This is a genomic window from Thalassovita sp. (assembly GCF_963691685.1).
Classification (GTDB): domain Bacteria; phylum Pseudomonadota; class Alphaproteobacteria; order Rhodobacterales; family Rhodobacteraceae; genus Thalassobius.
Genome location: NZ_OY829290.1, coordinates 3,754,628 through 3,776,632, shown reverse-complemented (window position 1 = coordinate 3,776,632; position 22,005 = coordinate 3,754,628). Strand labels below are relative to the sequence as shown.

34 protein-coding genes and 1 pseudogene are annotated in these 22,005 nt (G+C 57.0%); 28 read left to right on the top strand and 7 right to left on the bottom strand.

The window, feature by feature from the left end; genetic code table 11:
- Positions 1–23: 23 nt before the first annotated feature.
- The 4 genes from ACORLH_RS18180 to ACORLH_RS18165 all read right to left on the bottom strand — a co-directional run bounded on the left by ACORLH_RS18180 (position 24) and on the right by ACORLH_RS18165 (position 1,305).
- Complete coding sequence (locus tag ACORLH_RS18180; protein WP_321829778.1) at positions 24–212, bottom strand: hypothetical protein; 189 nt, start codon at positions 210–212, stop codon at positions 24–26.
- Positions 202–405, bottom strand: coding sequence for a hypothetical protein (locus tag ACORLH_RS18175; protein ID WP_321829777.1), 204 nt, complete (start codon positions 403–405; stop codon positions 202–204). Before ACORLH_RS18175 ends, ACORLH_RS18180 begins: the two co-directional genes overlap by 11 nt.
- A complete protein-coding gene (locus ACORLH_RS18170; RefSeq protein ID WP_321829776.1) occupies positions 392–658 on the bottom strand; it encodes a hypothetical protein in 267 nt (88 codons plus the stop codon). Before ACORLH_RS18170 ends, ACORLH_RS18175 begins: the two co-directional genes overlap by 14 nt.
- Positions 659–789: 131 nt before the next feature.
- A complete protein-coding gene (locus ACORLH_RS18165) occupies positions 790–1,305 on the bottom strand; it encodes a hypothetical protein (protein ID WP_321829775.1) in 516 nt (171 codons plus the stop codon).
- A gap of 81 nt (positions 1,306–1,386) precedes the next feature.
- Here ACORLH_RS18165 and ACORLH_RS18160 point away from each other — a divergent pair, with 81 nt between their 5' ends.
- Positions 1,387–2,139, top strand: a complete 753-nt coding sequence (locus tag ACORLH_RS18160; protein WP_321829774.1) for a hypothetical protein — start codon at positions 1,387–1,389, stop codon at positions 2,137–2,139.
- On the opposite strand, the gene ACORLH_RS18155 is transcribed toward ACORLH_RS18160, so the two are convergent.
- The 3 genes from ACORLH_RS18155 to ACORLH_RS18145 all read right to left on the bottom strand — a co-directional run bounded on the left by ACORLH_RS18155 (position 2,122) and on the right by ACORLH_RS18145 (position 4,126).
- Complete coding sequence (locus ACORLH_RS18155; protein ID WP_321829773.1) at positions 2,122–2,838, bottom strand: helix-turn-helix transcriptional regulator; 717 nt, start codon at positions 2,836–2,838, stop codon at positions 2,122–2,124. The two genes, ACORLH_RS18160 and ACORLH_RS18155, sit on opposite strands and share 18 nt — an antisense overlap.
- Positions 2,839–2,974: 136 nt before the next feature.
- Positions 2,975–3,289 (bottom strand): helix-turn-helix transcriptional regulator, encoded by a 315-nt coding sequence (locus ACORLH_RS18150; protein WP_321829772.1) that lies wholly within the window; start codon positions 3,287–3,289, stop codon positions 2,975–2,977.
- 393 nt (positions 3,290–3,682) lie between these two features.
- Positions 3,683–4,126 carry a hypothetical protein gene (locus ACORLH_RS18145; RefSeq protein ID WP_321829771.1) on the bottom strand — a complete coding sequence of 148 codons (444 nt, stop codon included), beginning with the start codon at positions 4,124–4,126 and terminating at the stop codon, positions 3,683–3,685.
- A gap of 80 nt (positions 4,127–4,206) precedes the next feature.
- Here ACORLH_RS18145 and ACORLH_RS18140 point away from each other — a divergent pair, with 80 nt between their 5' ends.
- The 27 genes and pseudogenes from ACORLH_RS18140 to ACORLH_RS18010 all read left to right on the top strand — a co-directional run bounded on the left by ACORLH_RS18140 (position 4,207) and on the right by ACORLH_RS18010 (position 21,941).
- A complete protein-coding gene (locus ACORLH_RS18140; protein WP_321829770.1) occupies positions 4,207–4,506 on the top strand; it encodes a hypothetical protein in 300 nt (99 codons plus the stop codon).
- Between the two features lie 7 nt (positions 4,507–4,513).
- Positions 4,514–4,744 carry a hypothetical protein gene (locus tag ACORLH_RS18135; RefSeq protein WP_321829769.1) on the top strand — a complete coding sequence of 77 codons (231 nt, stop codon included), beginning with the start codon at positions 4,514–4,516 and terminating at the stop codon, positions 4,742–4,744.
- A 148-nt stretch (positions 4,745–4,892) separates the two neighbouring features.
- The gene (locus ACORLH_RS18130) at positions 4,893–6,089 is read left to right on the top strand and encodes a helix-turn-helix domain-containing protein (RefSeq protein WP_321829768.1); all 1,197 of its coding nucleotides are present in this window, start codon (positions 4,893–4,895) and stop codon (positions 6,087–6,089) included.
- The gene (locus ACORLH_RS18125) at positions 6,086–6,355 is read left to right on the top strand and encodes a hypothetical protein (RefSeq protein WP_321829767.1); all 270 of its coding nucleotides are present in this window, start codon (positions 6,086–6,088) and stop codon (positions 6,353–6,355) included. The genes ACORLH_RS18130 and ACORLH_RS18125 overlap by 4 nt, the downstream gene beginning before the upstream one ends.
- Complete coding sequence (gene ssb, locus ACORLH_RS18120) at positions 6,355–6,843, top strand: single-stranded DNA-binding protein (protein WP_321829766.1); 489 nt, start codon at positions 6,355–6,357, stop codon at positions 6,841–6,843. The genes ACORLH_RS18125 and ssb overlap by 1 nt, the downstream gene beginning before the upstream one ends.
- A gap of 10 nt (positions 6,844–6,853) precedes the next feature.
- Entirely contained in the window at positions 6,854–7,135 is a 282-nt protein-coding gene (locus ACORLH_RS18115) for a hypothetical protein (RefSeq protein ID WP_321829765.1), read from the top strand.
- Entirely contained in the window at positions 7,132–7,653 is a 522-nt protein-coding gene (locus tag ACORLH_RS18110; RefSeq protein WP_321829764.1) for a MazG-like family protein, read from the top strand. The genes ACORLH_RS18115 and ACORLH_RS18110 overlap by 4 nt, the downstream gene beginning before the upstream one ends.
- Positions 7,654–7,667: 14 nt before the next feature.
- Positions 7,668–7,859, top strand: a pseudogene (locus tag ACORLH_RS18105) (DNA translocase FtsK); the annotation flags it as partial.
- A gap of 198 nt (positions 7,860–8,057) precedes the next feature.
- Positions 8,058–8,333: a DUF2312 domain-containing protein gene (locus ACORLH_RS18100; protein WP_321832850.1), complete on the top strand. Its 276-nt coding sequence runs from the start codon at positions 8,058–8,060 to the stop codon at positions 8,331–8,333.
- 3 nt (positions 8,334–8,336) lie between these two features.
- Positions 8,337–8,732, top strand: coding sequence for a DUF1064 domain-containing protein (locus ACORLH_RS18095; RefSeq protein ID WP_321829763.1), 396 nt, complete (start codon positions 8,337–8,339; stop codon positions 8,730–8,732).
- A 10-nt stretch (positions 8,733–8,742) separates the two neighbouring features.
- Positions 8,743–9,063, top strand: coding sequence for a hypothetical protein (locus ACORLH_RS18090; RefSeq protein ID WP_321829762.1), 321 nt, complete (start codon positions 8,743–8,745; stop codon positions 9,061–9,063).
- Positions 9,056–9,625 (top strand): class I SAM-dependent methyltransferase, encoded by a 570-nt coding sequence (locus ACORLH_RS18085; protein ID WP_321829760.1) that lies wholly within the window; start codon positions 9,056–9,058, stop codon positions 9,623–9,625. The genes ACORLH_RS18090 and ACORLH_RS18085 overlap by 8 nt, the downstream gene beginning before the upstream one ends.
- 259 nt (positions 9,626–9,884) lie before the next feature.
- Positions 9,885–10,712 carry a hypothetical protein gene (locus ACORLH_RS18080; RefSeq protein WP_321829759.1) on the top strand — a complete coding sequence of 276 codons (828 nt, stop codon included), beginning with the start codon at positions 9,885–9,887 and terminating at the stop codon, positions 10,710–10,712.
- A 288-nt stretch (positions 10,713–11,000) separates the two neighbouring features.
- Positions 11,001–11,621 (top strand): hypothetical protein, encoded by a 621-nt coding sequence (locus ACORLH_RS18075; protein ID WP_321829758.1) that lies wholly within the window; start codon positions 11,001–11,003, stop codon positions 11,619–11,621.
- Positions 11,622–13,661, top strand: coding sequence for a phage terminase large subunit family protein (locus tag ACORLH_RS18070; protein ID WP_321829757.1), 2,040 nt, complete (start codon positions 11,622–11,624; stop codon positions 13,659–13,661).
- Positions 13,651–13,866, top strand: coding sequence for a gpW family head-tail joining protein (gene gpW, locus ACORLH_RS18065; RefSeq protein WP_321829756.1), 216 nt, complete (start codon positions 13,651–13,653; stop codon positions 13,864–13,866). Before ACORLH_RS18070 ends, gpW begins: the two co-directional genes overlap by 11 nt.
- Positions 13,866–15,485 carry a phage portal protein gene (locus ACORLH_RS18060; protein ID WP_321829755.1) on the top strand — a complete coding sequence of 540 codons (1,620 nt, stop codon included), beginning with the start codon at positions 13,866–13,868 and terminating at the stop codon, positions 15,483–15,485. The genes gpW and ACORLH_RS18060 overlap by 1 nt, the downstream gene beginning before the upstream one ends.
- 4 nt (positions 15,486–15,489) lie before the next feature.
- Positions 15,490–16,887, top strand: a complete 1,398-nt coding sequence (locus tag ACORLH_RS18055; protein WP_321829754.1) for a S49 family peptidase — start codon at positions 15,490–15,492, stop codon at positions 16,885–16,887.
- A gap of 52 nt (positions 16,888–16,939) precedes the next feature.
- Positions 16,940–17,308: a head decoration protein gene (locus tag ACORLH_RS18050; protein WP_321829753.1), complete on the top strand. Its 369-nt coding sequence runs from the start codon at positions 16,940–16,942 to the stop codon at positions 17,306–17,308.
- Positions 17,309–17,353: 45 nt separating this feature from the next.
- Positions 17,354–18,391 carry a major capsid protein gene (locus ACORLH_RS18045; protein WP_321829752.1) on the top strand — a complete coding sequence of 346 codons (1,038 nt, stop codon included), beginning with the start codon at positions 17,354–17,356 and terminating at the stop codon, positions 18,389–18,391.
- A gap of 78 nt (positions 18,392–18,469) precedes the next feature.
- Positions 18,470–18,748 carry a hypothetical protein gene (locus ACORLH_RS18040; protein ID WP_321829751.1) on the top strand — a complete coding sequence of 93 codons (279 nt, stop codon included), beginning with the start codon at positions 18,470–18,472 and terminating at the stop codon, positions 18,746–18,748.
- Between the two features lie 3 nt (positions 18,749–18,751).
- Entirely contained in the window at positions 18,752–19,066 is a 315-nt protein-coding gene (locus ACORLH_RS18035) for a head-tail joining protein (RefSeq protein ID WP_321829750.1), read from the top strand.
- Positions 19,063–19,731 carry a DUF6441 family protein gene (locus tag ACORLH_RS18030; RefSeq protein ID WP_321829749.1) on the top strand — a complete coding sequence of 223 codons (669 nt, stop codon included), beginning with the start codon at positions 19,063–19,065 and terminating at the stop codon, positions 19,729–19,731. The genes ACORLH_RS18035 and ACORLH_RS18030 overlap by 4 nt, the downstream gene beginning before the upstream one ends.
- Positions 19,728–20,174 (top strand): hypothetical protein, encoded by a 447-nt coding sequence (locus ACORLH_RS18025; RefSeq protein WP_321829748.1) that lies wholly within the window; start codon positions 19,728–19,730, stop codon positions 20,172–20,174. Before ACORLH_RS18030 ends, ACORLH_RS18025 begins: the two co-directional genes overlap by 4 nt.
- Positions 20,171–21,145 (top strand): phage tail tube protein, encoded by a 975-nt coding sequence (locus tag ACORLH_RS18020; RefSeq protein WP_321829747.1) that lies wholly within the window; start codon positions 20,171–20,173, stop codon positions 21,143–21,145. Before ACORLH_RS18025 ends, ACORLH_RS18020 begins: the two co-directional genes overlap by 4 nt.
- A gap of 5 nt (positions 21,146–21,150) precedes the next feature.
- Positions 21,151–21,618, top strand: a complete 468-nt coding sequence (locus tag ACORLH_RS18015) for a hypothetical protein (RefSeq protein ID WP_321829746.1) — start codon at positions 21,151–21,153, stop codon at positions 21,616–21,618.
- A gap of 38 nt (positions 21,619–21,656) precedes the next feature.
- Positions 21,657–21,941, top strand: a complete 285-nt coding sequence (locus tag ACORLH_RS18010) for a DUF7697 family protein (RefSeq protein WP_321829745.1) — start codon at positions 21,657–21,659, stop codon at positions 21,939–21,941.
- Positions 21,942–22,005: the final 64 nt, after the last annotated feature.

Genomic DNA, 22,005 nt, shown 5'->3' with positions numbered 1-22,005 from the left:
AAGGGCGGCTGGCCGGTGATCTGTCAGGCTGATCGGGATTGCGCAGCGAGGGCGCGGGCGCGATCCAAAGCGCTTGGTTCTGGCCGCTCCAGCGCGGCAATCTCGCGCTCTAAGCGTTCGAATATCGGCAAATAGATTTCGTCTTTCTCAATCAGATGCGCGACAGTCAGCTGCGCTGCCTGAAGCCGATCCAGTGTCACCTCAGAAGCCATGGGGCACCTCCAAGAGAGGTATGGCCGCTGCTGGCCAGCACACAGCCACCCAGAACAGGCCAATTCCACCGAGGAGGATGATCGCGCCCAAAAGGGTTGGCGCGATCATCTCAAGGGCATTACTGCCATCGTCCTGCTCGATCAGCTTGCCGTCGCGAAGTTCGGCGAAATGGGGGAGGCTAGACTTGGACATGGAAGGCTCTCCGGATCTGGTCCAGCGCACGATTCATCGCGGCGACCGGTGCCGCGGTCGCATCCACTTCTGGCGCGAGGTATTGTATCGCCTCGGGTGAACTGAAAAAGCGCTTCACGAAAGCTTCTGCGTCTGCGCGCTCGACGGCATCCGTCTTCAGCGACGCGATAATAATTGAGCAGGCGCGGGCAATCGTCCAATCGCGATGGTCAGGCATCATCGCCAGAACCGCCCGCGCCTGCGCGAGACTCATGGTCTCGCATCCCATGTGAGTGGTGGGAGGGGATAAGGGCCCGGCGGCGGGGGAGGAGGAGTCGCCGCCGGGCAGGGTGTCGGCGGATCGAGGGGGACAATCCGCGACGGGGAAGGGGGGGGAAGGCAGGCTCATGCTGCCGCTTTCAAGAAATGCCATGGTTGGCGAACGTGAGCGCCAGCTGCGGTCAGCCAGTCTAGAACGGCAGCCGCTTCGCTGTCACCGCGTCCGATCACATCGAACATGCCGATTTCAAACAGGTGGGTTTGACCTACGCGGGGCGGCGTGATGGCGCCGATCCCGCTTTTGGCGCAATGCAATGTCAGGATCTGTAGTTGATCGGGGTGGCACATCGCGAAAGCAGTGCAGAAGCGTGTCAGCGCTTCTTTGTCGCGCAGGTTTGATTCCAGAACAAAGTTGCACCAGTTCAAAACCGCACCGACAGGACACAGTGTGCTTTGAGCGCTTACCTTGCCCAAAGAGAACTCCAAAGTCGTTTCATTGCTGCTCAGCGTGGCGTCGAAGCTGTTCAGGCAGAGATCGATCACCGCATCTTCATGCGCGATGTTCAGCCATTCCAAGATCGCACCGGCTGCCCGTAGGTCGCGGTAGATGTCTGTGGCGGAAATTGCTGTGATACTATCCATGAGTGTCCTCCGTTTGAGGAACACTATTCTAATAAATTTAGATTCGTAAAGCACAAATCTAAAAAATTTAGATCAGTATGCATGGTCGATTATTGTGGTAAACGTCGAAAATCTGACGCAAGCCCTGATGTGGATGCAACAAAAGGTGGCGAAATGAATGAGTTGGACCTTATTAAGGTGGCAGGAAAATACCTAAGCTTTTTGGAGGCTGAAGGGCTCCAGGTGGAGATGTTTTACGATTTTGAAGCTGTTCCTCAGGCGGCGCTGGAGACTGGTCGGGACTATCAGTTGCCAACTTTTGCGATCGAACGAGTCGATCATACTGAGGCGGGCGCATTCTGGCTGTTCCTGAAAGAAGGCGAGGGCCGGATTGGTGTTGTCGCTGTTATGCTTCAGGATCTCGGTCGGGAGCGGTTTACTGAATATCTTCGCCGAGTTGCGCGGCATCAGTATCCGCACCAAGGAGGTGAGGCTATCTCTAAGGTTGCATCTTCGCTCGGTAAGGTGAATGGCCGTCTTGGCTATATTGGGGAGCTGGCCTTAAGGTCAGACAGGCGCGGCAAGACCGAGCGGTTGGCAGCCTTCATGCGTTTGGCGCAAGTATTGGCTGTCCAGAAATGGGATGTTGATTGGGTGTATGGTTTCATTCCTGATCGGCATCGCCGGGCGCGCCTGGATCTTGCGCATGGATTCACGCAAGCTGTCCCGTTCGCGCAGACATGGGTCGAGCCAGTGCCGGCGAAAAGATCTTCAACCGAATGGTGGGTGGGGACTCCAAGAGTCGAAATGGAAGAGTTTTTCCAGGCGGAGCTAGGTTCAGCCGAGATCCTCTGAGAAATTCAGCAAACCCGTGGTTCCGTCGGAAAGCGTTACCGGTGCGAGGATGCGCCTGTATTGGCTTCTAAATATTTCACCATTGCGAAGGCGTTCGTGCAATTGTGGGTGGCTGACAACTGGCTGGCCGCGTTCGAGCGCTTCCATGTGCGCAGATCGCAGTGAAAGGTTGGCGCTATAGCTGAAGCCCTCAAGTGTTTGGGTTAGGTGCCTTGTTTCATGTAGATCGAAGTGCTTAGTGGCTAAGCTTTTTTCGCCAATTTCGGTTGGGTTGATGAGGGCGGCGTCAGGTTCTGGCGGAAGGAATTGATCCACGTAGGGTCTGATGCCGTCGAACTCGTCAAGGCGACCATCATTGCGATACCACCAGTCGAGGAAGTCGCTGCAGTTGGGGCGGCCTTTAGCGTTTTCGCGCGCGGCGGTCAGGGCGTCCTCGATCGTTTTGATGGCGATCAAGGCGGGCCCGGTTTGATGGATGTGTTCCTTGATCTTGTCGATGGGGACATCAGAGCTGAAGTAGCTGAGAGAAACCCCGAGGCCACGGGTCAGCGGATCCAGGAGGCTGAACGTCAGGTCTCTTTCATTTGAGATCGCGGAGTGAAGAGTCCGATAATTGATCCCGCACGAGATTGCAGCGCGTCTCAGGTTCAAGTTTTTTTCGGCAAGAATCGCCTGAACTTTCTGATGGATGAGTGCCATGTCGTATCAAATATGTTGCATAAAGCTATCTTAGATATTGCATATGCAACTATTAGGCGCAATCATGAAGTCGGATTTTTTCGGGTGTTGAATAGATGAATGATGATCAGCTTGACAAGTTACTGGATGCCGCTCGTCAGTCGGGGATGACAGTGGATGCGCTGGTTTGTTTGACCGAAGGGTTGGATGCTAATGCTGTTGCAATTCTGTTGGGTAATGTGTCCAATCTTCCTAAGTATATGAAATCCAAAGAAATACCATATCGTCGTTCAATTTTCATTGCGCCATCAATCGACACGCGAAACTGACCGCTTTCCCACTGAGAATAGGACTTGTATGGCACTTCTGCCTGTTCGGCGAAGTCCTTTGAGTTGAGGTCGTAATAGGCCCGGACCGCTCGTAGGCGGTTTGCGATGTCGGCGTATTTGCCGGTTTTGGATTCAATGCTCATGTCCGAATCATACCTTATCTAAAAAAATTAGACGATCTAAGTTTCAGACACTTGACTCTATCTAAATAATTTAGATTGTCGGATGTATGGTTACAAGAGCTACACCCTCAATTGCAGTCGATTTGGTTAACCGCCTCGGTCGCGAGCGCGTTCGCCTGGCGGTTTTTGGTGAAGCACCCGCCGATTGGCCGGCGGGCAAGGATCTCCCTGGAAAGAGAAGCATTCAGCAAGCTCTTTGGGCAAAGAAACTGCCTTCCAGTTGGTACGCTAAGGTAAAAATCCTTTGCGACGAGATCGAAATTGACTGCCCTATGGAGGCATTCAGTTTCAAAGATCCCGAAGCCGCAGAGGCGGCAGATGAATAGGACGGCGACAATCCAGCGGGCCCCTCGTTCAGGGGTTCTCGCGCTCCCAACGGTCCGCCATGAAGATTGCGCACTCCCTGAACTCGTTCAGATCGGCACTTCTGTCTTCCCAACACTCTCCAAAGATCACTGCACCTTGCATCGCAGGGAGCCGCTTTATTGCGAGACTTCCGGCCTGGGCTGCCGAAATCTGGGTTTGGATGCAGGTATGCACCTCATCCCAACGGATACCCCAGCGGTCCCGGCAGTTTTGGAATGCGTCAGCGAACATGTTCGCCGGATCTTTGAAATAGGTCAGGGTGTGAACGGTGTCCCAGTAACCCTGAAAAATGCCGTCGAAGCAGCGTTCCTGCTTGGCAAAGTTAGAGTGGTAACTGTTCTTGCAGTATTGGCGCGCTGCGTTCTCGTCAAAGTCTTTGGCGAATGCCGGGGCGCCAATAAGGATGAAGACGGCGGCAGCTGTCCATCTCATGGCAATAATCCTTCAATCAATCAATGCACTCACCTTAACGACTTCCCGCTTGAGTTCGCAACATTCGCGGGTGTGCAGTGATGGAGCTTTCTGACGCATTCGGCGTTGAGTTCAGGCAACTGAAGCAAACCAGCCCAGAGGAATGGCTATGGCAGGCCGTCGTCTGGGTGGCCGTGGCTGATGCGGTGAGTTCCCCGGTGACGCCAACCAAACAGCGAGAACAGGAAGAGGCATATCGCTGGATTGCAGGGGCCGGCCGAAATTTCCGGTTCGTCTGCGCATTGGCGGGCATGGACCCGGATTTCCTGCCAAGCGCTCTGCGCGCTGGGCGCATCAATTCCGAAGACCTCAAGAACCTAACAAAAGTCGGAAGAAGGTGAGGTGAGCATGACCATCAGTAAAGCCGAATTGCGATCGAGAGCCGCCGACAAGAAGGACCTGCGCTGGCTGCAAAAGCGCTGTGCAGGTCAGAGCCCGAAGCAGATCGCAAAAGAAGAAGGCGCGTCATTCCACACGATTTCGAAGGTCACCAATGACATTCGCAAGGCCGACCTCGCTCATTCTCCAGGCGCAAACGTGGCCGCGGCGTACTGGCCGGATGGGAGGGGCGTCCGATGACCCGACCCGTCACCCATCAAGTTTGGCGAGGGCTAACTCCAATAAATGGAGTCAGCTACCAGTCGCCGGCCTGCAAAACATCAATCAACGGTCCAGTCCGTCTCCATTCACTGGAGTCGGCTGGCACCTTGCGGAAAGGAGGCAAAAGATGAGCAACGAAGTGTTTGCCCTCGTGAAGCGGCGGGTTGTCGGTTCACCGACAATGAAGTCGGTTCTGTTGTATATGGCGGATTCTGCCAGCGACGACGGGACCGGCATCTGGTGCAGCAAGGCGACAATTGCCGCAGACCTAGAGTTCAAGAGTAAACGGACCGTCCAAACTGCCATCCAAGACCTAAGTGCGCAGGGGCTTGTAGAGAAAGTTGGCAAGCGCAACTGCAACAATGGCTATGTCGATGAATACAAGATTGTCCTTCCGCGGGTTAGTCAGCTGGCATCGACAGTCCAGTCAAGGGGTGCACAGAGTGCATCCCTACCGCGAGATCTGGAGCAGTCGCAGAGCATAGGGGTGCAGGAAATGCACCTGACGGGTGCAGGAAATGCACCCCTGACACAAGATGTTGTGGGGCCAGAAAGCGCACAGGTACAGGAAATGCACCTGACAGGTGCAGGAAATGCACCTGACGGGTGCAGGAAATGCACCCCTGACACAACATCTAGGGGGTGCAGGAAATGCACGGGTGCAGGAGATGCACCTGACAGGTGCAGGAAATGCACCCGACAGGTGCAGGAAATGCACCCAAACCATTATGGAACCATTAAGGAACCTATTGCGGTGCCTGCGGCACAAAATCTAGATATTGATAAATTTGATCCAAATCCTGAAGCGGCATCACAGCAAACTCCAGAAAATGGAGTTTGCTCTGGCGCTGGGCCGGTAGAGGAAAAATGGATTTCGGATGACCGGGCCTTTCGCCAGTTCTTCGACGCCTACCCACGAAAAGCGCAGCAGAGCGCGGCAAAGGATGCCTTCGACGTGGCGCTGGGCGATACCTCGGGTGAAGACCGCGAGCAACTGAAGCGATGGATCGTCTCCGCAGCCAAACGCTATGCCATCGATGAGAAGGGCAATGACCTGAAGTTCGTTCTGATGGCCAAGACCTTCCTGAAGGACGCGAAGTGGCGGGACTATCCCAAACCCATCCAAGGCGCTGGGCAGGCCCCGGCTGATCGCGAGGCCCGTGAAGCCCAAAATATTCGTTCCGGCATCCCAGCTCTCTGCAGCCACATACCCCGCGACTTCGCCCTGATGCTGGCCCGCAAGGAACTGGTGACGGGGGCCGAGTTGCGGAAGGTGAACCTGGCGACTGTCGCCGAACTGGAAGCGATTGGGGTGGCGCCATGAGTATCCACAGCGAACTTCAACACGGTGGTGGGCAAAAGTTCGGCAGCGTCCGCGTCACCGTCGATGTGGCCAATGGCGAATGCAAGATGGCCTGTGACGCCCCGGGGCACCGCGGAAGCACCGCGCACTTCCACAGCACGGAAGAGATCGAAGGGGCGCACGGGTTCCATTCAATGAACGCGGCCAAGTCGGAGGTCAGCAAAGACACCGCTGCCGCGCTTCATTTTGCCCTTCAACAGATCAAAGCGCAGAAAGGTCGACGCTAATGGCTGGATCCGTCAACAAGGTTATCTTGCTTGGCCACCTCGGGCGCGACCCTGAGGTGCGTAATTTCCAAAACGGCGGCAAGGTTTGCAATCTGCGCCTCGCCACCTCGGAAAGCTGGAAGGACCGCAACACCGGCGAACGCCGTGAGCGAACTGAATGGCACTCCGTCGCGATCTTCCAAGAAGGTCTGGTGCGGGTGGCAGAACAGTACCTGCGCAAAGGCTCCAAAGTTTACATCGAGGGCAAGCTGCAAACCCGCAAGTGGCAGGATCAGAACGGACAGGACCGCTACACCACCGAGGTGGTGCTTCAGGGCTTTGGCGGTCAGTTGGTGTTGCTGGACCGGCGCGAAGGTGGCCAACGCAGCTCGGGTGGTGGCCAGGGCGGCTATGACCAAGGCGGTTACGGCGCGGATCAGGGCGGCTACGGCGGTGGCGACCAGAGCAGTGGCCTCTCCCGTGATCTTGACGATGAAATCCCGTTTTGAGGTGAAGCCGATGACCGACCAATTGAGGCGCCCCGACAGACCCGAACACTACATTGCCTGCAGTGATGTGTCCGCGCGGATTGCCGCCACTCGCTACGCTGAAGACCGCGCGCAGGAATGTGCTGCGCTGATCGCTAGTGAACGACTGAAGCTCATCCTCCACCACCACAGCAGGCAGGCGGGAACATTCAAGGCAATCAATGGAGGCAGCTATATGGATCTTACCTACGGGTGCCGTAAAGCAATCTCCGCATGGAGCCGGGAGATTGAACGGCTGGGAGGGAAGGCATGACCCTTCAAGAGTTCTTGCCCCTCCTGCGCACCGCCAATGACACCCGTCAGGGTGAATGGCCGGGCTCGGCCAGCGCCGACACTCTATTCCGCGCTGCTGAGGTGGTGGGCGAAGTTGGTGAACTGGCCGATGCCGTCGCACTGTTGGAACTGGGCCCTGGATCAATCCGTCAAATCACTGAGGAAACCGGCGATGCATTGATCGCGCTGGATCTCTTCTGCGCGCACATCGGCATCGATACGCAGCAACAGCCAACGCCCGCCAGCTACACCAAGCTGAACCATCTGCCCATTGCCGCCTGCCTGCTGATGGAGGCTGTGAAGAAACTGGCCCGGGCCGAACGCGGGATCGCAGGCAACAGCAATCACGATCCAATGGACCAGGTGCGCGCCTGCTGCGGCGACATCCTCTATTGCCTCTCGGATTTCTGCCGAGCGCGTCAGATCAACCTGATCGGCGCCGCCACCGCAAAGTTCAACGCAACGTCCGTGAAGCACGGGCTGCAAACACGACTGTGAGAAAGGGCAAGTCTATGCTTGATGGCACCATAACACCCGAAGAAGAAGAGCTTTTCCGTCAGGCCGTTATGCTTGTCTGGCAGGAAGACAAATGTTCCACCAGCTTTATCCAGCGCAAAATGAGCATCGGCTACAACAAGGCATCGCGCCTCGTTGAACGCATGGAGGCGTTGGCAATCGTTTCTAAGGCCAATCACGTTGGTAAGCGAGAGGTGCGCGCGCCCGACGATCTTCGTAAAGCCTTGAACATCCGCCAGGAGATCACTGACATCGCAGGAGAAGAGGCAGCGCCCATCTTGCTCAATGCCATTGTCGAGGGGCTTCGCGCGTTGCCTGCGCTGGAAAATGCCGTTGAGGAAACGCGGTCAAAGATGGAACAGCAGGCCCGCAAGGGGCGCCCGAAGATGAAGGAGGACCCAGACTTTGAAGAGCAGAACAAAACGGCATACCGGGTAACTGCCGACGAGCTGCGCCAGTTCATCGAGCGCTTCGAACGCCTTGAGCTGGAAAAGAAAGACATCGCCGATCACCAGAAAGAGGTGATGGCCGAAGCCAAGGGCCGCGGCTACGACACCAAGGTCATGCGCAAGCTGATCGCCCTGCGCAAGCGCGACAAAGACGACATCGCCGAAGAAGAAGCGGTGATGGAAATGTACAAAGAAGCGCTGGGCATGGGCTGATCGATGACAGAGCGCATGACGGTCCAGCAACTCCACGCAGCGCAAGCCTCCGACAAGGGAGACCGGCGCCGCGTCCGGGGAACCGAACGCACCACAGTTGACGGGATCACCTTCGCCAGCAAGCGTGAGGCCAAGCGGTTCTCTGAACTGCGCCTTCTGGAGCGCGCTGGGCAGATCCGGGACCTGCGCTGTCAGGTGCCTTTCGATCTGCAGGGCGGCGCTGGGCCGGTCATGACCAAGGGCGGCGGCAAGGTCCGCCGGTATCTCGCTGATTTCGTCTATTTCGACGTGGCGCTGGGCGTTGAGGTGATCGAGGACGCCAAAGGTCATGACACAGACGTCTCAGAATTGAAGCGCGCGATCATGGCGGCCAATGGCCTGCCGGTCGTGCTGGTGTGAGGTGATCGCTATGGAAGACAAAAAGTGGCTTATGGCAGACTGCAACACACGATGCACGCGCGCCTATCTGAAAGCCCTGGCGCAAGAGGTGCCTGCCTCTTGTCGCGTTTCTCCCTACCCAGCGGCAAATAAGGCCGACCTCATCGCGTGGATTGAGAAATGTCGGCGGAACTATTGGGATCAGCAACAGACCAGCCATACGCTTTGGGGATCCGGCATGCCGCCCAAAGAAGGGCGAAAACGGCGCGTTGGTAGCAGTTTGTGCAAGATCACAGCGTCAGAGGTGAACGCATTCTTGCGCACGCTGCCGGAGGGGATCAGCTATGGGTAAGCGATCAGGTTTCAAGCGCCGTGACAAAGACACATACGACACATTTGATCGTCGCGCTGTAGATCGCCTGGCCCCGCATTTGCCCGCCAATGTGCGTTATTGGGAGCCGATGGCAGGCAAGGGTGACCTGGTGCGGGGACTAGCCGAGCACGGTCATGAATGCGTTGTCGCTACGGATCTTCTGCCACGCGCCGAAGGCATCTACAGGCTGGATGCGCTCCAAACCACCCGGGCTGATGTGGATGCCACGTGTGTCAGCCACATCATCACAAATCCGGTTTGGTCTCGTCCGCTCATGCACCAGCTGATCTGGCACTTCATGAATATGCGCCCAACCTGGCTGCTGTTTGACGCCGACTGGTTTCACACCTCTCAGGCCAGCATGGCCAAGAGCGCCGGTGTGCGTTCGGCCAGTGAATTGCGGAAGCATTGCGCCAAGGTGGTTTGCGTCGGACGCCTGCGTTGGATCGAGGGCACCACTATGTCTGGCAAAGACAACTGCGCCTGGCACCTGTTCGATATCAATCACAGCGGCCCCGCCGCCTTGATCGGGATGGACTGATGGCGAGCAAGCGGCGACAGCGGCGCAAAGAGCAGAGGCGCACCTGCGGAACGAAGCGCCCATACGAGACCGAAGAGGCAGCTTGGCACTCGGTTCGACACCTGCGGAAACAGCGGTCACCAAGCACCGTGCGTGCTGGATGCCTCAGGCCATATCGCTGCAAGTTCTGCGGCAGCTGGCATATCGGAAACAACAAGACGCGCGGCGCGATGCTGCGGTTCATTGAGCAAGCGACAGCGGGCTGAGGGGGTAAGAACGGATGAAGACCAAGGATACCGTTTGCATCGTCAACTCGGCCGGTGAAGCGCACATGATCAGCAGTGAACAGCATCGTAAGGCAGCTGGCCAATCATTCGGCTCGCGTGAGTGGCCGGGGCTCGATGCCGGCGCACGGGCGAAATTGGTCGCGGCGGCTGTACCATGGCAATGTGGATCAGATATCCCGGTTGCCCCCGCGCGGGGACCGATGCAGACCTATACCCCGCGTGAAACAGTCGTAACTGACGCTGGCGCGCATGTGTCGCGACGGTCGGGCTACATGGGGCGCGATGGCGCGCGTGTTGCGGACGTTTGGGACCAGATGGAAGTAGCAGCATACCGCAGCTATCAACGTTTGCTGGCTGATGCCAAAAAGAAGAAAAAGCCCAAAGACAAGTGGCCGGTCTATTCCGCTCCGTTCACGCCTGGGCAGGTGGCAGCCGCTCGCGGCTATCTGGCTTTGAAGGAAGCAGTGACTGGATCTGCCATGAAGTGTTCGCTTGCCGGCATGACCGGTGGCGGTGGCAGCGGAATGGTGGATAGAGAGGCCGCGCGCTTGCGCGATATCCGACGCTTGAGAATGTTGGAGCGCCGGATAGGGAGCAGGTTTGCCAAGACGCCCCAGCGCCCATCTCAGGAAGAAGGCAAGCGCCGCTCCATTACTGTACGCCGCCTGGTGGATCTGGTGGCGATCGATGGGTGGGATCTCAGCATGGTGCTTGAGCGTCACGGCTGGTCGAAGACAGGGAAGAACCGCAAGGCGCTGCAGACACAATTGGCTGCGGCTCTAGACAGGATGCAGGGGTATGATCTCGATGAACCACAATAGCTTGTTGACACCTAGGACCGCTGTAGGGCAATCTGTATATATCATCTACAGGTGCGCCCACGCGGGATACTGCGGCGGGCGCGCTTGCGTTTCAGGCCCTCGGAAAGCTATGGCCGGGGCGGCGCTGAATGGTGGGCATTTCGAAAAGTTGAGTGAAAACAGCTATTTACGGGTCCCTTCTGGGGGTTTCGCCGTATACGGGGCTGCGAGGGTCGACGTTTTCGGTCTGCTAAACCAAAATGAAAAGCCTAAACTAAACCACTAAACTAAACGAATTGGTGGATTTGGATGGGCCTCACAACGACAGAACTGGCTGACAAACTGTGCCTCTCAAAGGGGCGCATCTCTCAGTTGGTTAAGTCGAAAAAACTGATTGAAGGGCACGACTTCACAGGGTCTGGACGGCAGAGAAGGTTCAACCTTAACAACTGTATAGACACATTGCGGCATACACTGGATGTGTCGCAGGCCGTGGCGAACGGCGCCAAGACGACAGCGCAGATCGATGCGATTGCGTCGGGGCCTCCAAAGACCTCAACGCAGATGCCTCAAGATGAGGATCTGCCTAAACAAGCGACTGCGCGGCTAAACGAAATCCGCGTGAAGCGCGCGGAGTTGGATCTGCGGCGCTCGTTGCGTGAAGAACAGGTTGAAGAAGGTCGCTGGGTTGACGTTGACGAAGTACGGCGCGCGACACAGAAGCTGATCGGTCAGGAAGTGGCGGAGACAGAGGCATGGCTGAAAGATGCGGCGCGATTGATCGCTGACAAGAACGGCCTGAACTTCAAAGAAGTGCGCGCCGATCTCCGGGCCAGCTGGCGAAAGCAACGTGGCGACCGAGCCGATGCGTTGAAAAAGGCCGCGGCGGATGCTGAAATGAGTGAGCGGGAACAGCAAGGGAACTTCTGATTGGGATATCTGACATCGGCTGAAGCGGTGGTTGCTTCCGCCATGGCCGGAACGCTGATCCCACCGCCACCACCAGACATCACCCGTTGGTGTGAAGAAAATATTGAGTTTAACGACCGGTCCCCAATCCCCGGCAAATTCAATATCAAGCGGTTCGCGTTCCTGCGCGAGATCCACGAAACCCTTAGTCCAGAACATCCTTGCCGTGAGGTGACGGTGAAAGGTTCGGCTCAGTGGGGCAAGACGGTTTCGGTGATCCAACCAACGCTGGCGACTTGGCATGAATACACGCCGTTGGACAGTCTGGTGGTTCACCCGACAATCACTGCCGCTACCGAATGGGTAGATAATAAATGGATGCCGATGCGGCGCACGACTCCGGGTTTGCGCGAAGTTTTTGGTTCCGGCGCTGGTGGGAAGCAGCGTGACGCCAAATTCAATCAGGAGACTCTGGATCAAAACGGGTCTCTGAAGGTCGCTTCTGCGGGCTCGCCGGCCGACCTAACTGGCACCAGTCGCCGACTGGTCATCCTGGACGACCTCGCCAAGTTTAAAATGACGGATAAGGGCGATCCGGAGGCGTTGGCTGAAAGTCGTGCATCCGGGTTTGAGGACGCCAAGATGGCGCGGGTTTCGACCCCGCTCCTGAAAGGCACATGCCGCATTTCGCGCGCGTTCGATCGCTCTGATCAGAGATACTACAATCTACCTTGCCCATGCTGTGGGAAGCCGTTTGTTCTGACCTGGGAAAACTTCCTTGAGAACATCGACCCAACGAACCTTTACGACGCGCATTTCACTTGCCCGTCCTGTTCCGAAGAGATCCGGCATCACCAGAAAGAGCAAATGGTGGAAAAAGGCTTTTGGCAGGCGACCAATCCGGGTGGTGATCATCCGGGCTTCTTTCTCTGGCGCGCCTATGCGCCCCAACGAGATTGGGCATCGATTGCGGTTGATTACGCTAAGGCGATGGGGTGGGGTAAGGTTGAGACCACCAACGAGACAAGGACCCGCAAGGATCGTTCTGACCAGGTCGAGGCTGAGACCGAGCAGACCTTTTTTAACGATGTGTTGGGCCTTGAATATGAGCTGGCGACCGATGCACCAGACTGGGAAGCGCTGAAGAAACGGGCTGAAGCGCATGACCCAGAAACGGGCCAGCTGCCGCTGGATCTCAACATCCTGCCAGCACGCGAATTTTTGTTTACTGCAGGTGTGGATTGTCAGGATGACCGGATTGAGGTTGCTCTGAAGGCGTTCGGTCGAAACCGGTGGCGCCACACGGTCAACTACTTGGTCATTCCGCACCACATAGGTTCCGCTGAAGGACGGGAAGCTCTCGATGCTTTGCTATCTCAGGGCTTCCGGACAGAACGAAGCCTTCGCGTTCAGATCGATATGCTTGCGATCGACGGTGGCGCGTTCACCGATGACGTTTGGAGTTGGGCGAAAACGCATCCGTGGCGCCGGGTGATTGTGGTTAAAGGGGCGTCTGGTGAAACCGGGCCCATCATAGCGCCAATGAAGTTTGAGCGGCGTAAGGATGGCAAAGCGCGACGACGTCAAAAACGCGGCTTCATCCTGAATGTGAGCCAGATGAAAGGCCAGTTTTACACTTGGCTTAAGAAGGACCACCCCAGCCAGCGTGGCTATTGCAGCTTCGCAGCGGGCTTAGATGACTTCTACTTTGAAGGCATCACCTCGGAGCATTGCGTACTGACGCGCCAGCGTTCGGGAACAGTCACTAGCAAGTGGGAGCTTGTTGATCCAACGGTGAGAAATGAACCGCTGGATTGTGAAAACTATGCCGAAGCAGCCGCCCGCCGGAAGGGCTGGGATTCGTTGACAGACAATCAATGGGACGCCTTGGAGATCAAGCGTGGCGCGCCAGGCGATCCGGACGACGATCCCGAAGCAGTAGCGGATGAAAATGAGCCAGTTGGTCAGGACAACGAGCCTTTTCAGAAGCCTCTGAGCAAACCGGCGAAGCCAAAAAAGAAGAAAATCAATCGTTTCAACGAGGTGCTAAATGGCCGATGAAGCAACACTGAGCGCCCGCCTGACTGAGGCAGAAACCGCACTTCACAAACTGATGATGGGGTCTTTAATTGTGGAGGTCGAGTATGAAGGGCACCGCACAAAGTTCAAATCCACGGATGAGCAGAAACTGCGGTCCTACATTCGCGACTTGAAGCAGCAACTGGGGCAACCTGTTGCTGCCCGGTCCCGGGCGGTGCGCTTCTGATGGGGGTGCCGATCATCAGTAACAAAGCCCGCAAGGCTAAGGCGAACGCAGGCCGAACCGGGTTCCTTGGCGCAGGGTCGTCCTATGTGGCGGGAGATAGCAGCGCGGATTCCATGTCGTCGTTTCATCCGGCCCAAAAATCTGCGGATGCAGAGGTCTTGCCGGCACGGGACAAGGTCACAGCTAGGGCGCGCGACCTTGCGCGAAACAACGGTTGGGCTGCGGGCGGAATCAACAAGGAAGTTGACAGCATCATCGGTGCCAACTTTCGACCGATCTTGAAGCCCGACTGGAAGGCGCTGGGGCTTTCTGAGGAATGGGCGTCTGAGTTCAAGGAGCGAGCGGAGGCTGATTGGCGGGCTTATGCTGATGACCCGCGCAAATTTGCTGACGTTACACGGTCACAAACTGTCAGTGCGATGTTTGGCTTGGGCTATCGGACCTTCTGCATCGAAGGCGAAGCTCTTGGGGTTGTCAGCTGGATGCCGAACCGGCTAACCCACACTGCGCTGCGCGTCGTGGATCCGGACCTGATGTCCAACCCAGATGGCCAGCCAGATAGCCCGCGGCTGCGTAGCGGCGTCGTGCTGAACAAGTATGGCGCTGCAACACATTATTGGTTCCGGCAGGCGCATCCTAACAACGGCCTGAGCTACAGCGAGGGGGAAGAGTTCCAGTGGAAACGCATTCCTCGTGAAAAGCGCTTCGGTCGGCCGGTGGTTCTGCACCACTTTGACAAAACTCGCGACGGCCAGACACGCGGCATATCCAGACTGGCGCCGATCATCGAGAAGCTGAAGATGGAAGACCACTATTCGAAAGTGGAGCTTCAGGCGGCGGTGCTTAACGCGGTGTTGGCTGCGTTTATCAAGTCGCCAATGGGGCCAAATGTGCTGGATGAACTGATCGAAGCAGGTGGCGATGAAGGCGACAACACGCTGTTTGACAGCTTTGCACGGATGAACACCAGTCGGAGTGATCATTACGGCGACAGCGGGATTAAGGTGGGTGGCGCACGCGTCACGACACTTTATCCCAACGATGAAATCGGGATGCTGAATACGGCGCGCCCAGCGGCGCAATTTGCGGACTTCGAAGGTGCAGTTTTACGCAACATCGCCTCGGGCCTGGGCATTTCTTACGAACAGCTGGCGTCCGATTGGTCGAAGACGAACTACTCAAGCGCGCGGGCTGCAATGATCGAAATCTGGCGTAGCTGGACCGCCCGCCGCATCTCCTTTGCGCAGGGTTTCTGCCAACCATTTTTCATGGCGTGGCTCGAAGAAAAGGTGATGAACGGGCATTATCAACTGCCTCGGAACGCACCTGATTTTCGCGAGAACTGGCTGTTTTATTCTCGCGCCAAATGGGTCGGCCCGGGCCGTGGGTTTGTTGATCCGGTGAAGGAGGCGCAGGCTTCGGCGATGCGCGTCGCTCTGGGGCTTTCAACACTGGAAGACGAAGCGGCCGAACTGACCGGCAGCGATTTCAAAGAGAACATCGCCCAGATCAAGCGCGAAATGTCCGACATGCCTAAAGACTGCCTGCACCCGATGCAGGAAAGTTTCGCGAAACTTATCGGCCACAATGGTGGCCCGTCGATCCAAGACGAGGATTAACCACATGTCGATGCCGGAAATTGCGTCGCGGGTGTTTCACACCCCGCTACTGGTAACGCCTGCCAAGGCCAAAAGTTTTGTTGCAGGCCTTGGGCCTCGGATTCTTGGGGTCAGTGAGGTTGCGTTTCAAAGTGACGTTGAACCCGTCGCGACCCCGTCAGCTGCAAAACCGTTCGCCTCAATTCTCGATGGCCGGCTAAGCCACGAGATCCGGATGGGGGAACGTGACGGGTACGCACTGCGCGATGGGGTTGCACTTATCGCTGTCGCTGGTTCGCTGGTGCATCGCGGTGCCTGGGTTGGGAGTTCGTCGGGGCAGGTCAGCTATGAAGGGGTGTCGGCTCAGATCGAGGCGGCTTGTATGGATCATCGCGTGAAGTCGATCGCTTTGGAAATCGATAGCCACGGCGGCGAAGTTGCTGGCTTGTTTTCCCTCGCAAAGCAGATCCGCAAAGCGCGGACTTCCAAGAAGGTCTTTGCCTTTGTCGCGGACCATGCTTTTTCGGCCGGCTATGCCATCGCGGCTCAGGCCGATCGGATCATCATGCCGGAAGCTGGAGGGGTTGGTTCAATCGGGGTCATCTGCCTGCACGCAGATCACAGCCAGCAGCTGAGCGATGCCGGAATCAACGTAACGGTGATCAGTGCCGGTGAACGAAAGGCGGACGGCAACCCATATGAGCCTCTGCCCGATGATGTGCGTTCGTCGCTGGAAGGCGAGATGCAGCAGCTCCGCCAGATCTTTGCCGAGAATGTCGCCGCTGGCCGAAACGGCGCGATCGATCTTGAGGGTGTTCTGTCGACTGAAGCCGCCACCTACCTCGGCGCCGAGGCGGTGAAGGTTGGGCTGGCCGATGAAGTTGCTGAGCCGGCGGAGGCCTTCGAAGAGTTCATTTCAGAAACCAACGGGCGCAGCGGTCTTGTTGCCCCTTTCGCTAGCAACCAGGAGACAAAACCTATGTCCAAGACTGCAAAAACGACCAATCCGAGCGCTGAAGAACAGGCTACCGATCAGATTGACGAAACCACTGGTGCCGGTGACGAAGCCCCAGCGGCTGGTGATGATACTCCCGCACCGGCGGCCGAAACGAACAGCACCCCGAGCGCTTCTGTGCAGACACCGGCAGCGGATGCCGCAAAGGACGAACACGACCGGGTTATGGGCATTCTGACCTGCGCCGAGGCAGAGGGCAAAGAAGAGCTGGCTCGCAGCCTGGCAGGTGATCGCTCGATGTCCTTGGAACAGGCCAAGAAACATCTGGCGGCTGCAGCTTCGGCCGCGCCTCAGCGCCAGTTGAGCGCGGAAATGGAAGACGATGACGCCGATCTCGATACCTCGGCCGGAGCAGTGGCCCCTGCGAACCTTGCAGCGGATGCGGTTAAAGCCCTGATCCACGACTAACCGCCGCCCGAACAGTAACGGCACCCCAAATCCTATTCATGGAGAGTGAGAAATGACCACTTTGACTGAAGGCAAAACCCCCGGCGATTGGCTGATGTTTGAAGAGGATTCGCGTTACAGCCGCGACCTCAAGACCATCGCTTCTGGCGCCAAATACAGCTCCGGCACGGTGCTGGGCGAAATCTCTGCAAATGAAAAGCTGACCGCTTGTGATCCGGCTGCAGCAGACGGCAGCGAAGTGGCTGTTGCCATTTTGCTGAACGACGTTGATGCATCTGCTGCCGATGTTCAAGCCGTTGTGATTACCAGCCACGCGCGGGTTCGCCGCTTAGGTCTGACCTTTGCGGAGGGCATCAGCAATCAGGCGCAGCGTGACGCTGCGATGGCCCAGCTGTCGGCGCGGGGCATCAAACAGATCTGATCGACGACTTTTCGTCAAATCCAATCCTAGAAGAAGGGACGTCCTATGACACACATGGACATTTTTGGTAACGACGCATTTCGAGCGTCCGAGCTTTCCGCGGCAATTCGCCTGTTTCCCAATGCATGGGGCCTTATTGGCTCGATGGGGCTTTTCAAATCGAAAGGTATCCGCGGGAAGAAGTTTGAAGTAGAGCTTCACAATGGTGTGCTTCAGCTGGTTCAATCCTCCGAACGTGGTACTGCCCTTCCGGGCCTTGCTCGCGGAAAACGTCAGTTGAAAGACTTTCGCACCGAGCGTTTCGGTGCATCCAGCCGGATCACCGCTGATGACATCGACAGCATTCGCGCATTCGGCTCGGAAACCGAATTGAAGCAAGTCATGGTGGAAGTGGCAGAGCGCCAACGGGATTTGCGTGGCAGCCTTGACATCACAAAGGAATATCTGCGCGCAGGGGCCTTGCGAGGCATCGTTCGCGACGCTGATGGCTCGGACATCGTGAACCTGTTCGACGAATTTGAGGTCACGCAGAAGTCCGTTGACTTTACTCTTGGCACCGGCTCAACCGATCTGGCCGAAAAGTGTCGTGAAGTGACCCGTCACATCAAGTTGAATTTGATGGGCGATGTGATGACGAAAATCGTCGCACTCTGCCATCCGGTCTTCATCGATCGTCTGATGGGGCATGCGGATTTCCGGGCGCGGTATGACAAGTTCCGCAATGATACTGGCAAAGATCCGTTGCGTGACGATGCAAGTGACGGTTTCGAATTCCAGGGCATCTACTTCAAGGAATACCTGGGCGAGGCCAGTGTACCACAAGAAGATGGGACCTCGATCACACGGTCATTTGTTCCGAGCGGCGAAGCGATGGTTTTCCCCGTAGGCACTCGTCAGACGTTCCATGACTTTGATGGCTCGGCCGACTACATGGGGATGGTGAACCAGAAAGGGCAACCGTTCTATTCCGCTGTCTTCCCGGACAAACAGCAGGATCGGTTCGTGGACGTTGAAGCGATGATGCAAACCCTTCCTATGTGCCTGCGCCCAGGCGTCTTGGTCCGCATTCACTCTTCGAACTAACGCCACCTCAAATTGAAAGATACCAGAGGGCGCCTGCGGGCGCCCTTGGTGTTTCGGAACCAAAATTGGAGAGAGACGATGAAGAAGATCATTGTTGATGAAGAAGTTGAGCTGAAGCTGGACGAGTCCAGCAAGCGGACCTTTCCCCAAAAATGGACTGGGGAGGTGTCGGATGACGAATATACCGCTCTGAAAAAAACGGGCAAAGTGCGGCTGGCACCGAAACCGAAGGCGACCCAAGAAATCGCCACCAAGAAAACTGCGAAAAAGGCCTCAGGTCAAAATGGCGGTTCGAACGACGGCGCTGGGGATGGCGACGGCACCGGCGACAACTCGAACGACGGTTCGCAAGACTGATCTATGGATCAGATCCAGGTTATAGAAAACAGCTTCCTGCACTTCGGTCGGGAAGCTGTTTTTGATCCCGAAGGTATCAATGAGACGATCCTTCTGATCCCCGCAAAAGGGGATGAGGTGGGCAGTTTCGCGACGATGGAAGTCGCCGCACCAGGTACGTTGTTTGAAATTCAGGCCAGCAAGTGGCGCGCGCTTGGAATGGCGAAGCCAGTCTTCGTCATCGATGGAGAACGGCGCCAAGTCCAAGGCACTCCAAAGGCGAAAGATTCACGGCGACTGGTTTTGATCTTGGACAGTCAGAAGGTCACCACCCCTTGAAACTCACTGCAGCGCTTTTGGGCAATCTCGAAGAGTATATGGCTGAAGAGTTGGCTGATGCCGAATGGGCGGTTTCGCATGCGGTTCGTGAAGGCGCTGAGGATGTGGTTTTCGATCTGCGTGCCGATGTTGTGGCGGGTGGCCTCGGCTCTCGATTGGCCCGAACCTGGCATGCCAAGCACTACCCGGAAAATCAAAACTCGCTTGGCGCGGCCTCGGTGATCGACACCAAGTCTGAAAAGCTGATCAAGGTATTTGACCAGGGCGCAACCATCAAATCGACCGGTGGTGCTTGGATCGCGGTTCCGACTGAACATGCTCCCAAGTTTGTTGGCCGGGGAAAAAAGCGGATTTCGCCAGAGAACTTTCCAGAACACCAGTATGGTCGACTGCGGTTTGTCCCGCGGACAAACGGGCCCTCATTGCTGGTGGTTGATAATCAGCGCAAACGCGCCGGGAAACGCGGCGGATACACGCTGTCTCACAGCAAGAGGGCGCTCAAAACAGGTTACGGTCTGTCGACGGTGATCATGTTCTTCCTCTACCCGCAGGTGCGACTGAAGAAGCGCTTGAATGTAACCCGCGTTTTGGGCGGCGCCGAAGGCAAAATCCTGCGCCGGTTGGATGCGAATTTCCGGATGCGGGATAGCCGAGGGCGCAAATGAAAACCAAACACGAACTGATTGCGGGCGCAATTGTTGCGGCCGCTCAAACCGCCGGGATCACCAGCGTGAGCCGCGATGACCCATTGCCGCAGGATTGCCCGGAAGAAGGCATTGCAAACTTCGTATTCGATGGCCCGCGGAAGATCGGTGACCGGCTCGGGGATGACGTCCGCGAGATCTCAAGGACCTGCCAGATTGAGTTGGTGGTGATGGGAGAGACACAGGCCCAACGCATTGAACGGTATGAAGCAGCACTGATTGGATATGGCCAGTTGCTGGCAGATCTGGATCTGGCCTCGATCGGGGTGGATCACATGGAAATTGGCGAACCGGTCGAGCCTGACGTGATCGCGATGGCCGGCGCCTCTTTGCTGCGCGGTGCGGTGATCCCGATCGAACTTCTTTACGAAACATCCAACAATCCAATGGAGACAGCACCATGAGCAACGCTCGCAATGACAACGTTCTGCTGCAGTCGCGGATCCAGGCGGCCTACGGCGCTGCCGAGGCCGCGGCCGAGGGCGCCTACCGCCACCTGCCGTTCTATGAATACGGCATCACTGCGTCCGAGGATCTGGGCAAAGATGATGCGATCCAGGGCGATCACTTCAGTGGTGACATCACGTCTGGTCTGGTTGCTGTCGCAGGCAATCTGGTTGTGCCGACTGGCCTGCAGTCCATTGGCTGGCATCTGGCCATGCTGTTTGGCGACCCGGTGACCGTCGATAATACCGGCACCTACACACACACCTTCAGCCCGGCCGCGGTTCCGACCAACCGTTTCTTGACCATGTGCAAGAGTCACCGCGACATCAATCAGCACTTTGTGGCTGACAGCTTGGTTTACACCGGTCTGGAAATCTCCGGCAAAAAGGACAATCAGCGTGCCCGTACCACCTTCATGCTTACTGGTCGCCAGGAAGAGAAGGCCGGTGCTGCGCGCGATACGACACCCGTCGCCTGGGCCAACGATCTTGTGCCCGTTGGCTTCAAGGGCCTGGTCAAGATCGACGGCGCTCCTGCTGCTGCCATCACCAGCCTGTCTGGCAAGATGGCGATGGACGCTGAGGCCGACCAGGAAGAGATGAATGGCTTGCCAACTGCTGCCGGTGTAGACCGTGGTGAATGGCAGGGGGATGGCAGCGTTGGGACCCGGTTCCGCGACAGCTCGTTCTATGACTTGGCGGTCGATGGCACTCTGGTTGATCTGTCGCTGGAGTACACGCTCAGCAACGGCTGGTCCATCGTCTACAAGTTCTTCAAGGCGCGCCTGGAGCGGTCAAGCCCGAATATCTCTGGCCGTGGGATCCTGAACGCTGACTTTAACTGGCAGATCGGACGCCCTGCGCCTGGTCAGGTCCCGTTCAATGTCGTTCTGACCAACGATGTTGCGGCCTACGCGAACCCGACCTGATCCAGATGGTTGTCAAAATCTCTCGTGCGCTCCTGGGGCAGGAGCGCACTATCTCCCTTGGCTATGAGATTCAGTTCCAGTTCAAGGGTTTCACTTTCGCCGACTACAAAGAGGCTGAGGCCTGGGCCCATCGATCAGCTCGCGATGGTTTGACCAAAGAGCAGACAGCAGCTTTGGCCGGGGCAGAGCTTGAAGAGCTTGGCGATGAGTTCAAGGACCGGTTGGCTGGCCTGGCGCAAGAGATGCTGCTGGATCGCCTGGTGTCGCAGTTCTGCACTGGTTGGGTTGGCATCGAAGTCTATGAGGGTGACGACCCGGAGAAGTCAAAACCGCTGCCTTTCAACATTGAAAATTGGACCATGGTCAAAGCGGCCATGCCGATGCTGTTGGATCGCCTCTTTGTTCAGCTTCAAAGCCCGATGGCCATGGTGACCTTGGAGGGAAACGGGTCCGCGCCTTCGCCAAATTTGTAGCTGGGGGCGGCCTTGGCCGGTGCCGTGATTGCGCGGGATTGGACAAGGCATTCACCTGCGCGCGTTTTGGTGGCGAAGGCGCTTGCCCGCAAGAACAACAGCGACCCCGCTCGATCGAGGGCCGCACCTTTGTTGAGTTGATGCCCATGCTCAACGGTCAGATCCGTGCCGGCATGGGGTTTGTTGGTTTCGACATCCCAGCCTGCCTGGAGTTTCTGGAACTGTCAGGCGTGCCGCGTCGCGTTGCCGCCATGCTGCTTCCGTTCTGGGAGCAGGGATTCACCGAACACTTTGAAGAGACCCGAAAGGACGGAGAAAAGTGAGCCGCAGATCGCGCGAATATACGATCCGTCTTTCCGCGCAAGGGGAGCGGAAACTCAAAGAAGC

What these genes read in the sequence shown, in the direction of transcription:
- ACORLH_RS18180 (WP_321829778.1), bottom strand. Translation starts at nt 212, where the DNA reads ATGGCTTCTGAGGTGACACTGGATCGGCTTCAGGCAGCGCAGCTGACT.
- ACORLH_RS18175 (WP_321829777.1), bottom strand. Translation starts at nt 405, where the DNA reads ATGTCCAAGTCTAGCCTCCCCCATTTCGCCGAACTTCGCGACGGCAAG.
- ACORLH_RS18170 (WP_321829776.1), bottom strand. Translation starts at nt 658, where the DNA reads ATGAGTCTCGCGCAGGCGCGGGCGGTTCTGGCGATGATGCCTGACCAT.
- ACORLH_RS18165 (WP_321829775.1), bottom strand. Translation starts at nt 1,305, where the DNA reads ATGGATAGTATCACAGCAATTTCCGCCACAGACATCTACCGCGACCTA.
- ACORLH_RS18160 (WP_321829774.1), top strand. Translation starts at nt 1,387, where the DNA reads ATGGTCGATTATTGTGGTAAACGTCGAAAATCTGACGCAAGCCCTGAT.
- ACORLH_RS18155 (WP_321829773.1), bottom strand. Translation starts at nt 2,838, where the DNA reads ATGGCACTCATCCATCAGAAAGTTCAGGCGATTCTTGCCGAAAAAAAC.
- ACORLH_RS18150 (WP_321829772.1), bottom strand. Translation starts at nt 3,289, where the DNA reads ATGAGCATTGAATCCAAAACCGGCAAATACGCCGACATCGCAAACCGC.
- ACORLH_RS18145 (WP_321829771.1), bottom strand. Translation starts at nt 4,126, where the DNA reads ATGAGATGGACAGCTGCCGCCGTCTTCATCCTTATTGGCGCCCCGGCA.
- ACORLH_RS18140 (WP_321829770.1), top strand. Translation starts at nt 4,207, where the DNA reads ATGGAGCTTTCTGACGCATTCGGCGTTGAGTTCAGGCAACTGAAGCAA.
- ACORLH_RS18135 (WP_321829769.1), top strand. Translation starts at nt 4,514, where the DNA reads ATGACCATCAGTAAAGCCGAATTGCGATCGAGAGCCGCCGACAAGAAG.
- ACORLH_RS18130 (WP_321829768.1), top strand. Translation starts at nt 4,893, where the DNA reads ATGAGCAACGAAGTGTTTGCCCTCGTGAAGCGGCGGGTTGTCGGTTCA.
- ACORLH_RS18125 (WP_321829767.1), top strand. Translation starts at nt 6,086, where the DNA reads ATGAGTATCCACAGCGAACTTCAACACGGTGGTGGGCAAAAGTTCGGC.
- ssb (WP_321829766.1), top strand. Translation starts at nt 6,355, where the DNA reads ATGGCTGGATCCGTCAACAAGGTTATCTTGCTTGGCCACCTCGGGCGC.
- ACORLH_RS18115 (WP_321829765.1), top strand. Translation starts at nt 6,854, where the DNA reads ATGACCGACCAATTGAGGCGCCCCGACAGACCCGAACACTACATTGCC.
- ACORLH_RS18110 (WP_321829764.1), top strand. Translation starts at nt 7,132, where the DNA reads ATGACCCTTCAAGAGTTCTTGCCCCTCCTGCGCACCGCCAATGACACC.
- ACORLH_RS18100 (WP_321832850.1), top strand. Translation starts at nt 8,058, where the DNA reads ATGAAGGAGGACCCAGACTTTGAAGAGCAGAACAAAACGGCATACCGG.
- ACORLH_RS18095 (WP_321829763.1), top strand. Translation starts at nt 8,337, where the DNA reads ATGACAGAGCGCATGACGGTCCAGCAACTCCACGCAGCGCAAGCCTCC.
- ACORLH_RS18090 (WP_321829762.1), top strand. Translation starts at nt 8,743, where the DNA reads ATGGAAGACAAAAAGTGGCTTATGGCAGACTGCAACACACGATGCACG.
- ACORLH_RS18085 (WP_321829760.1), top strand. Translation starts at nt 9,056, where the DNA reads ATGGGTAAGCGATCAGGTTTCAAGCGCCGTGACAAAGACACATACGAC.
- ACORLH_RS18080 (WP_321829759.1), top strand. Translation starts at nt 9,885, where the DNA reads ATGAAGACCAAGGATACCGTTTGCATCGTCAACTCGGCCGGTGAAGCG.
- ACORLH_RS18075 (WP_321829758.1), top strand. Translation starts at nt 11,001, where the DNA reads ATGGGCCTCACAACGACAGAACTGGCTGACAAACTGTGCCTCTCAAAG.
- gpW (WP_321829756.1), top strand. Translation starts at nt 13,651, where the DNA reads ATGGCCGATGAAGCAACACTGAGCGCCCGCCTGACTGAGGCAGAAACC.
- ACORLH_RS18060 (WP_321829755.1), top strand. Translation starts at nt 13,866, where the DNA reads ATGGGGGTGCCGATCATCAGTAACAAAGCCCGCAAGGCTAAGGCGAAC.
- ACORLH_RS18055 (WP_321829754.1), top strand. Translation starts at nt 15,490, where the DNA reads ATGTCGATGCCGGAAATTGCGTCGCGGGTGTTTCACACCCCGCTACTG.
- ACORLH_RS18050 (WP_321829753.1), top strand. Translation starts at nt 16,940, where the DNA reads ATGACCACTTTGACTGAAGGCAAAACCCCCGGCGATTGGCTGATGTTT.
- ACORLH_RS18045 (WP_321829752.1), top strand. Translation starts at nt 17,354, where the DNA reads ATGACACACATGGACATTTTTGGTAACGACGCATTTCGAGCGTCCGAG.
- ACORLH_RS18040 (WP_321829751.1), top strand. Translation starts at nt 18,470, where the DNA reads ATGAAGAAGATCATTGTTGATGAAGAAGTTGAGCTGAAGCTGGACGAG.
- ACORLH_RS18035 (WP_321829750.1), top strand. Translation starts at nt 18,752, where the DNA reads ATGGATCAGATCCAGGTTATAGAAAACAGCTTCCTGCACTTCGGTCGG.
- ACORLH_RS18025 (WP_321829748.1), top strand. Translation starts at nt 19,728, where the DNA reads ATGAAAACCAAACACGAACTGATTGCGGGCGCAATTGTTGCGGCCGCT.
- ACORLH_RS18020 (WP_321829747.1), top strand. Translation starts at nt 20,171, where the DNA reads ATGAGCAACGCTCGCAATGACAACGTTCTGCTGCAGTCGCGGATCCAG.
- ACORLH_RS18015 (WP_321829746.1), top strand. Translation starts at nt 21,151, where the DNA reads ATGGTTGTCAAAATCTCTCGTGCGCTCCTGGGGCAGGAGCGCACTATC.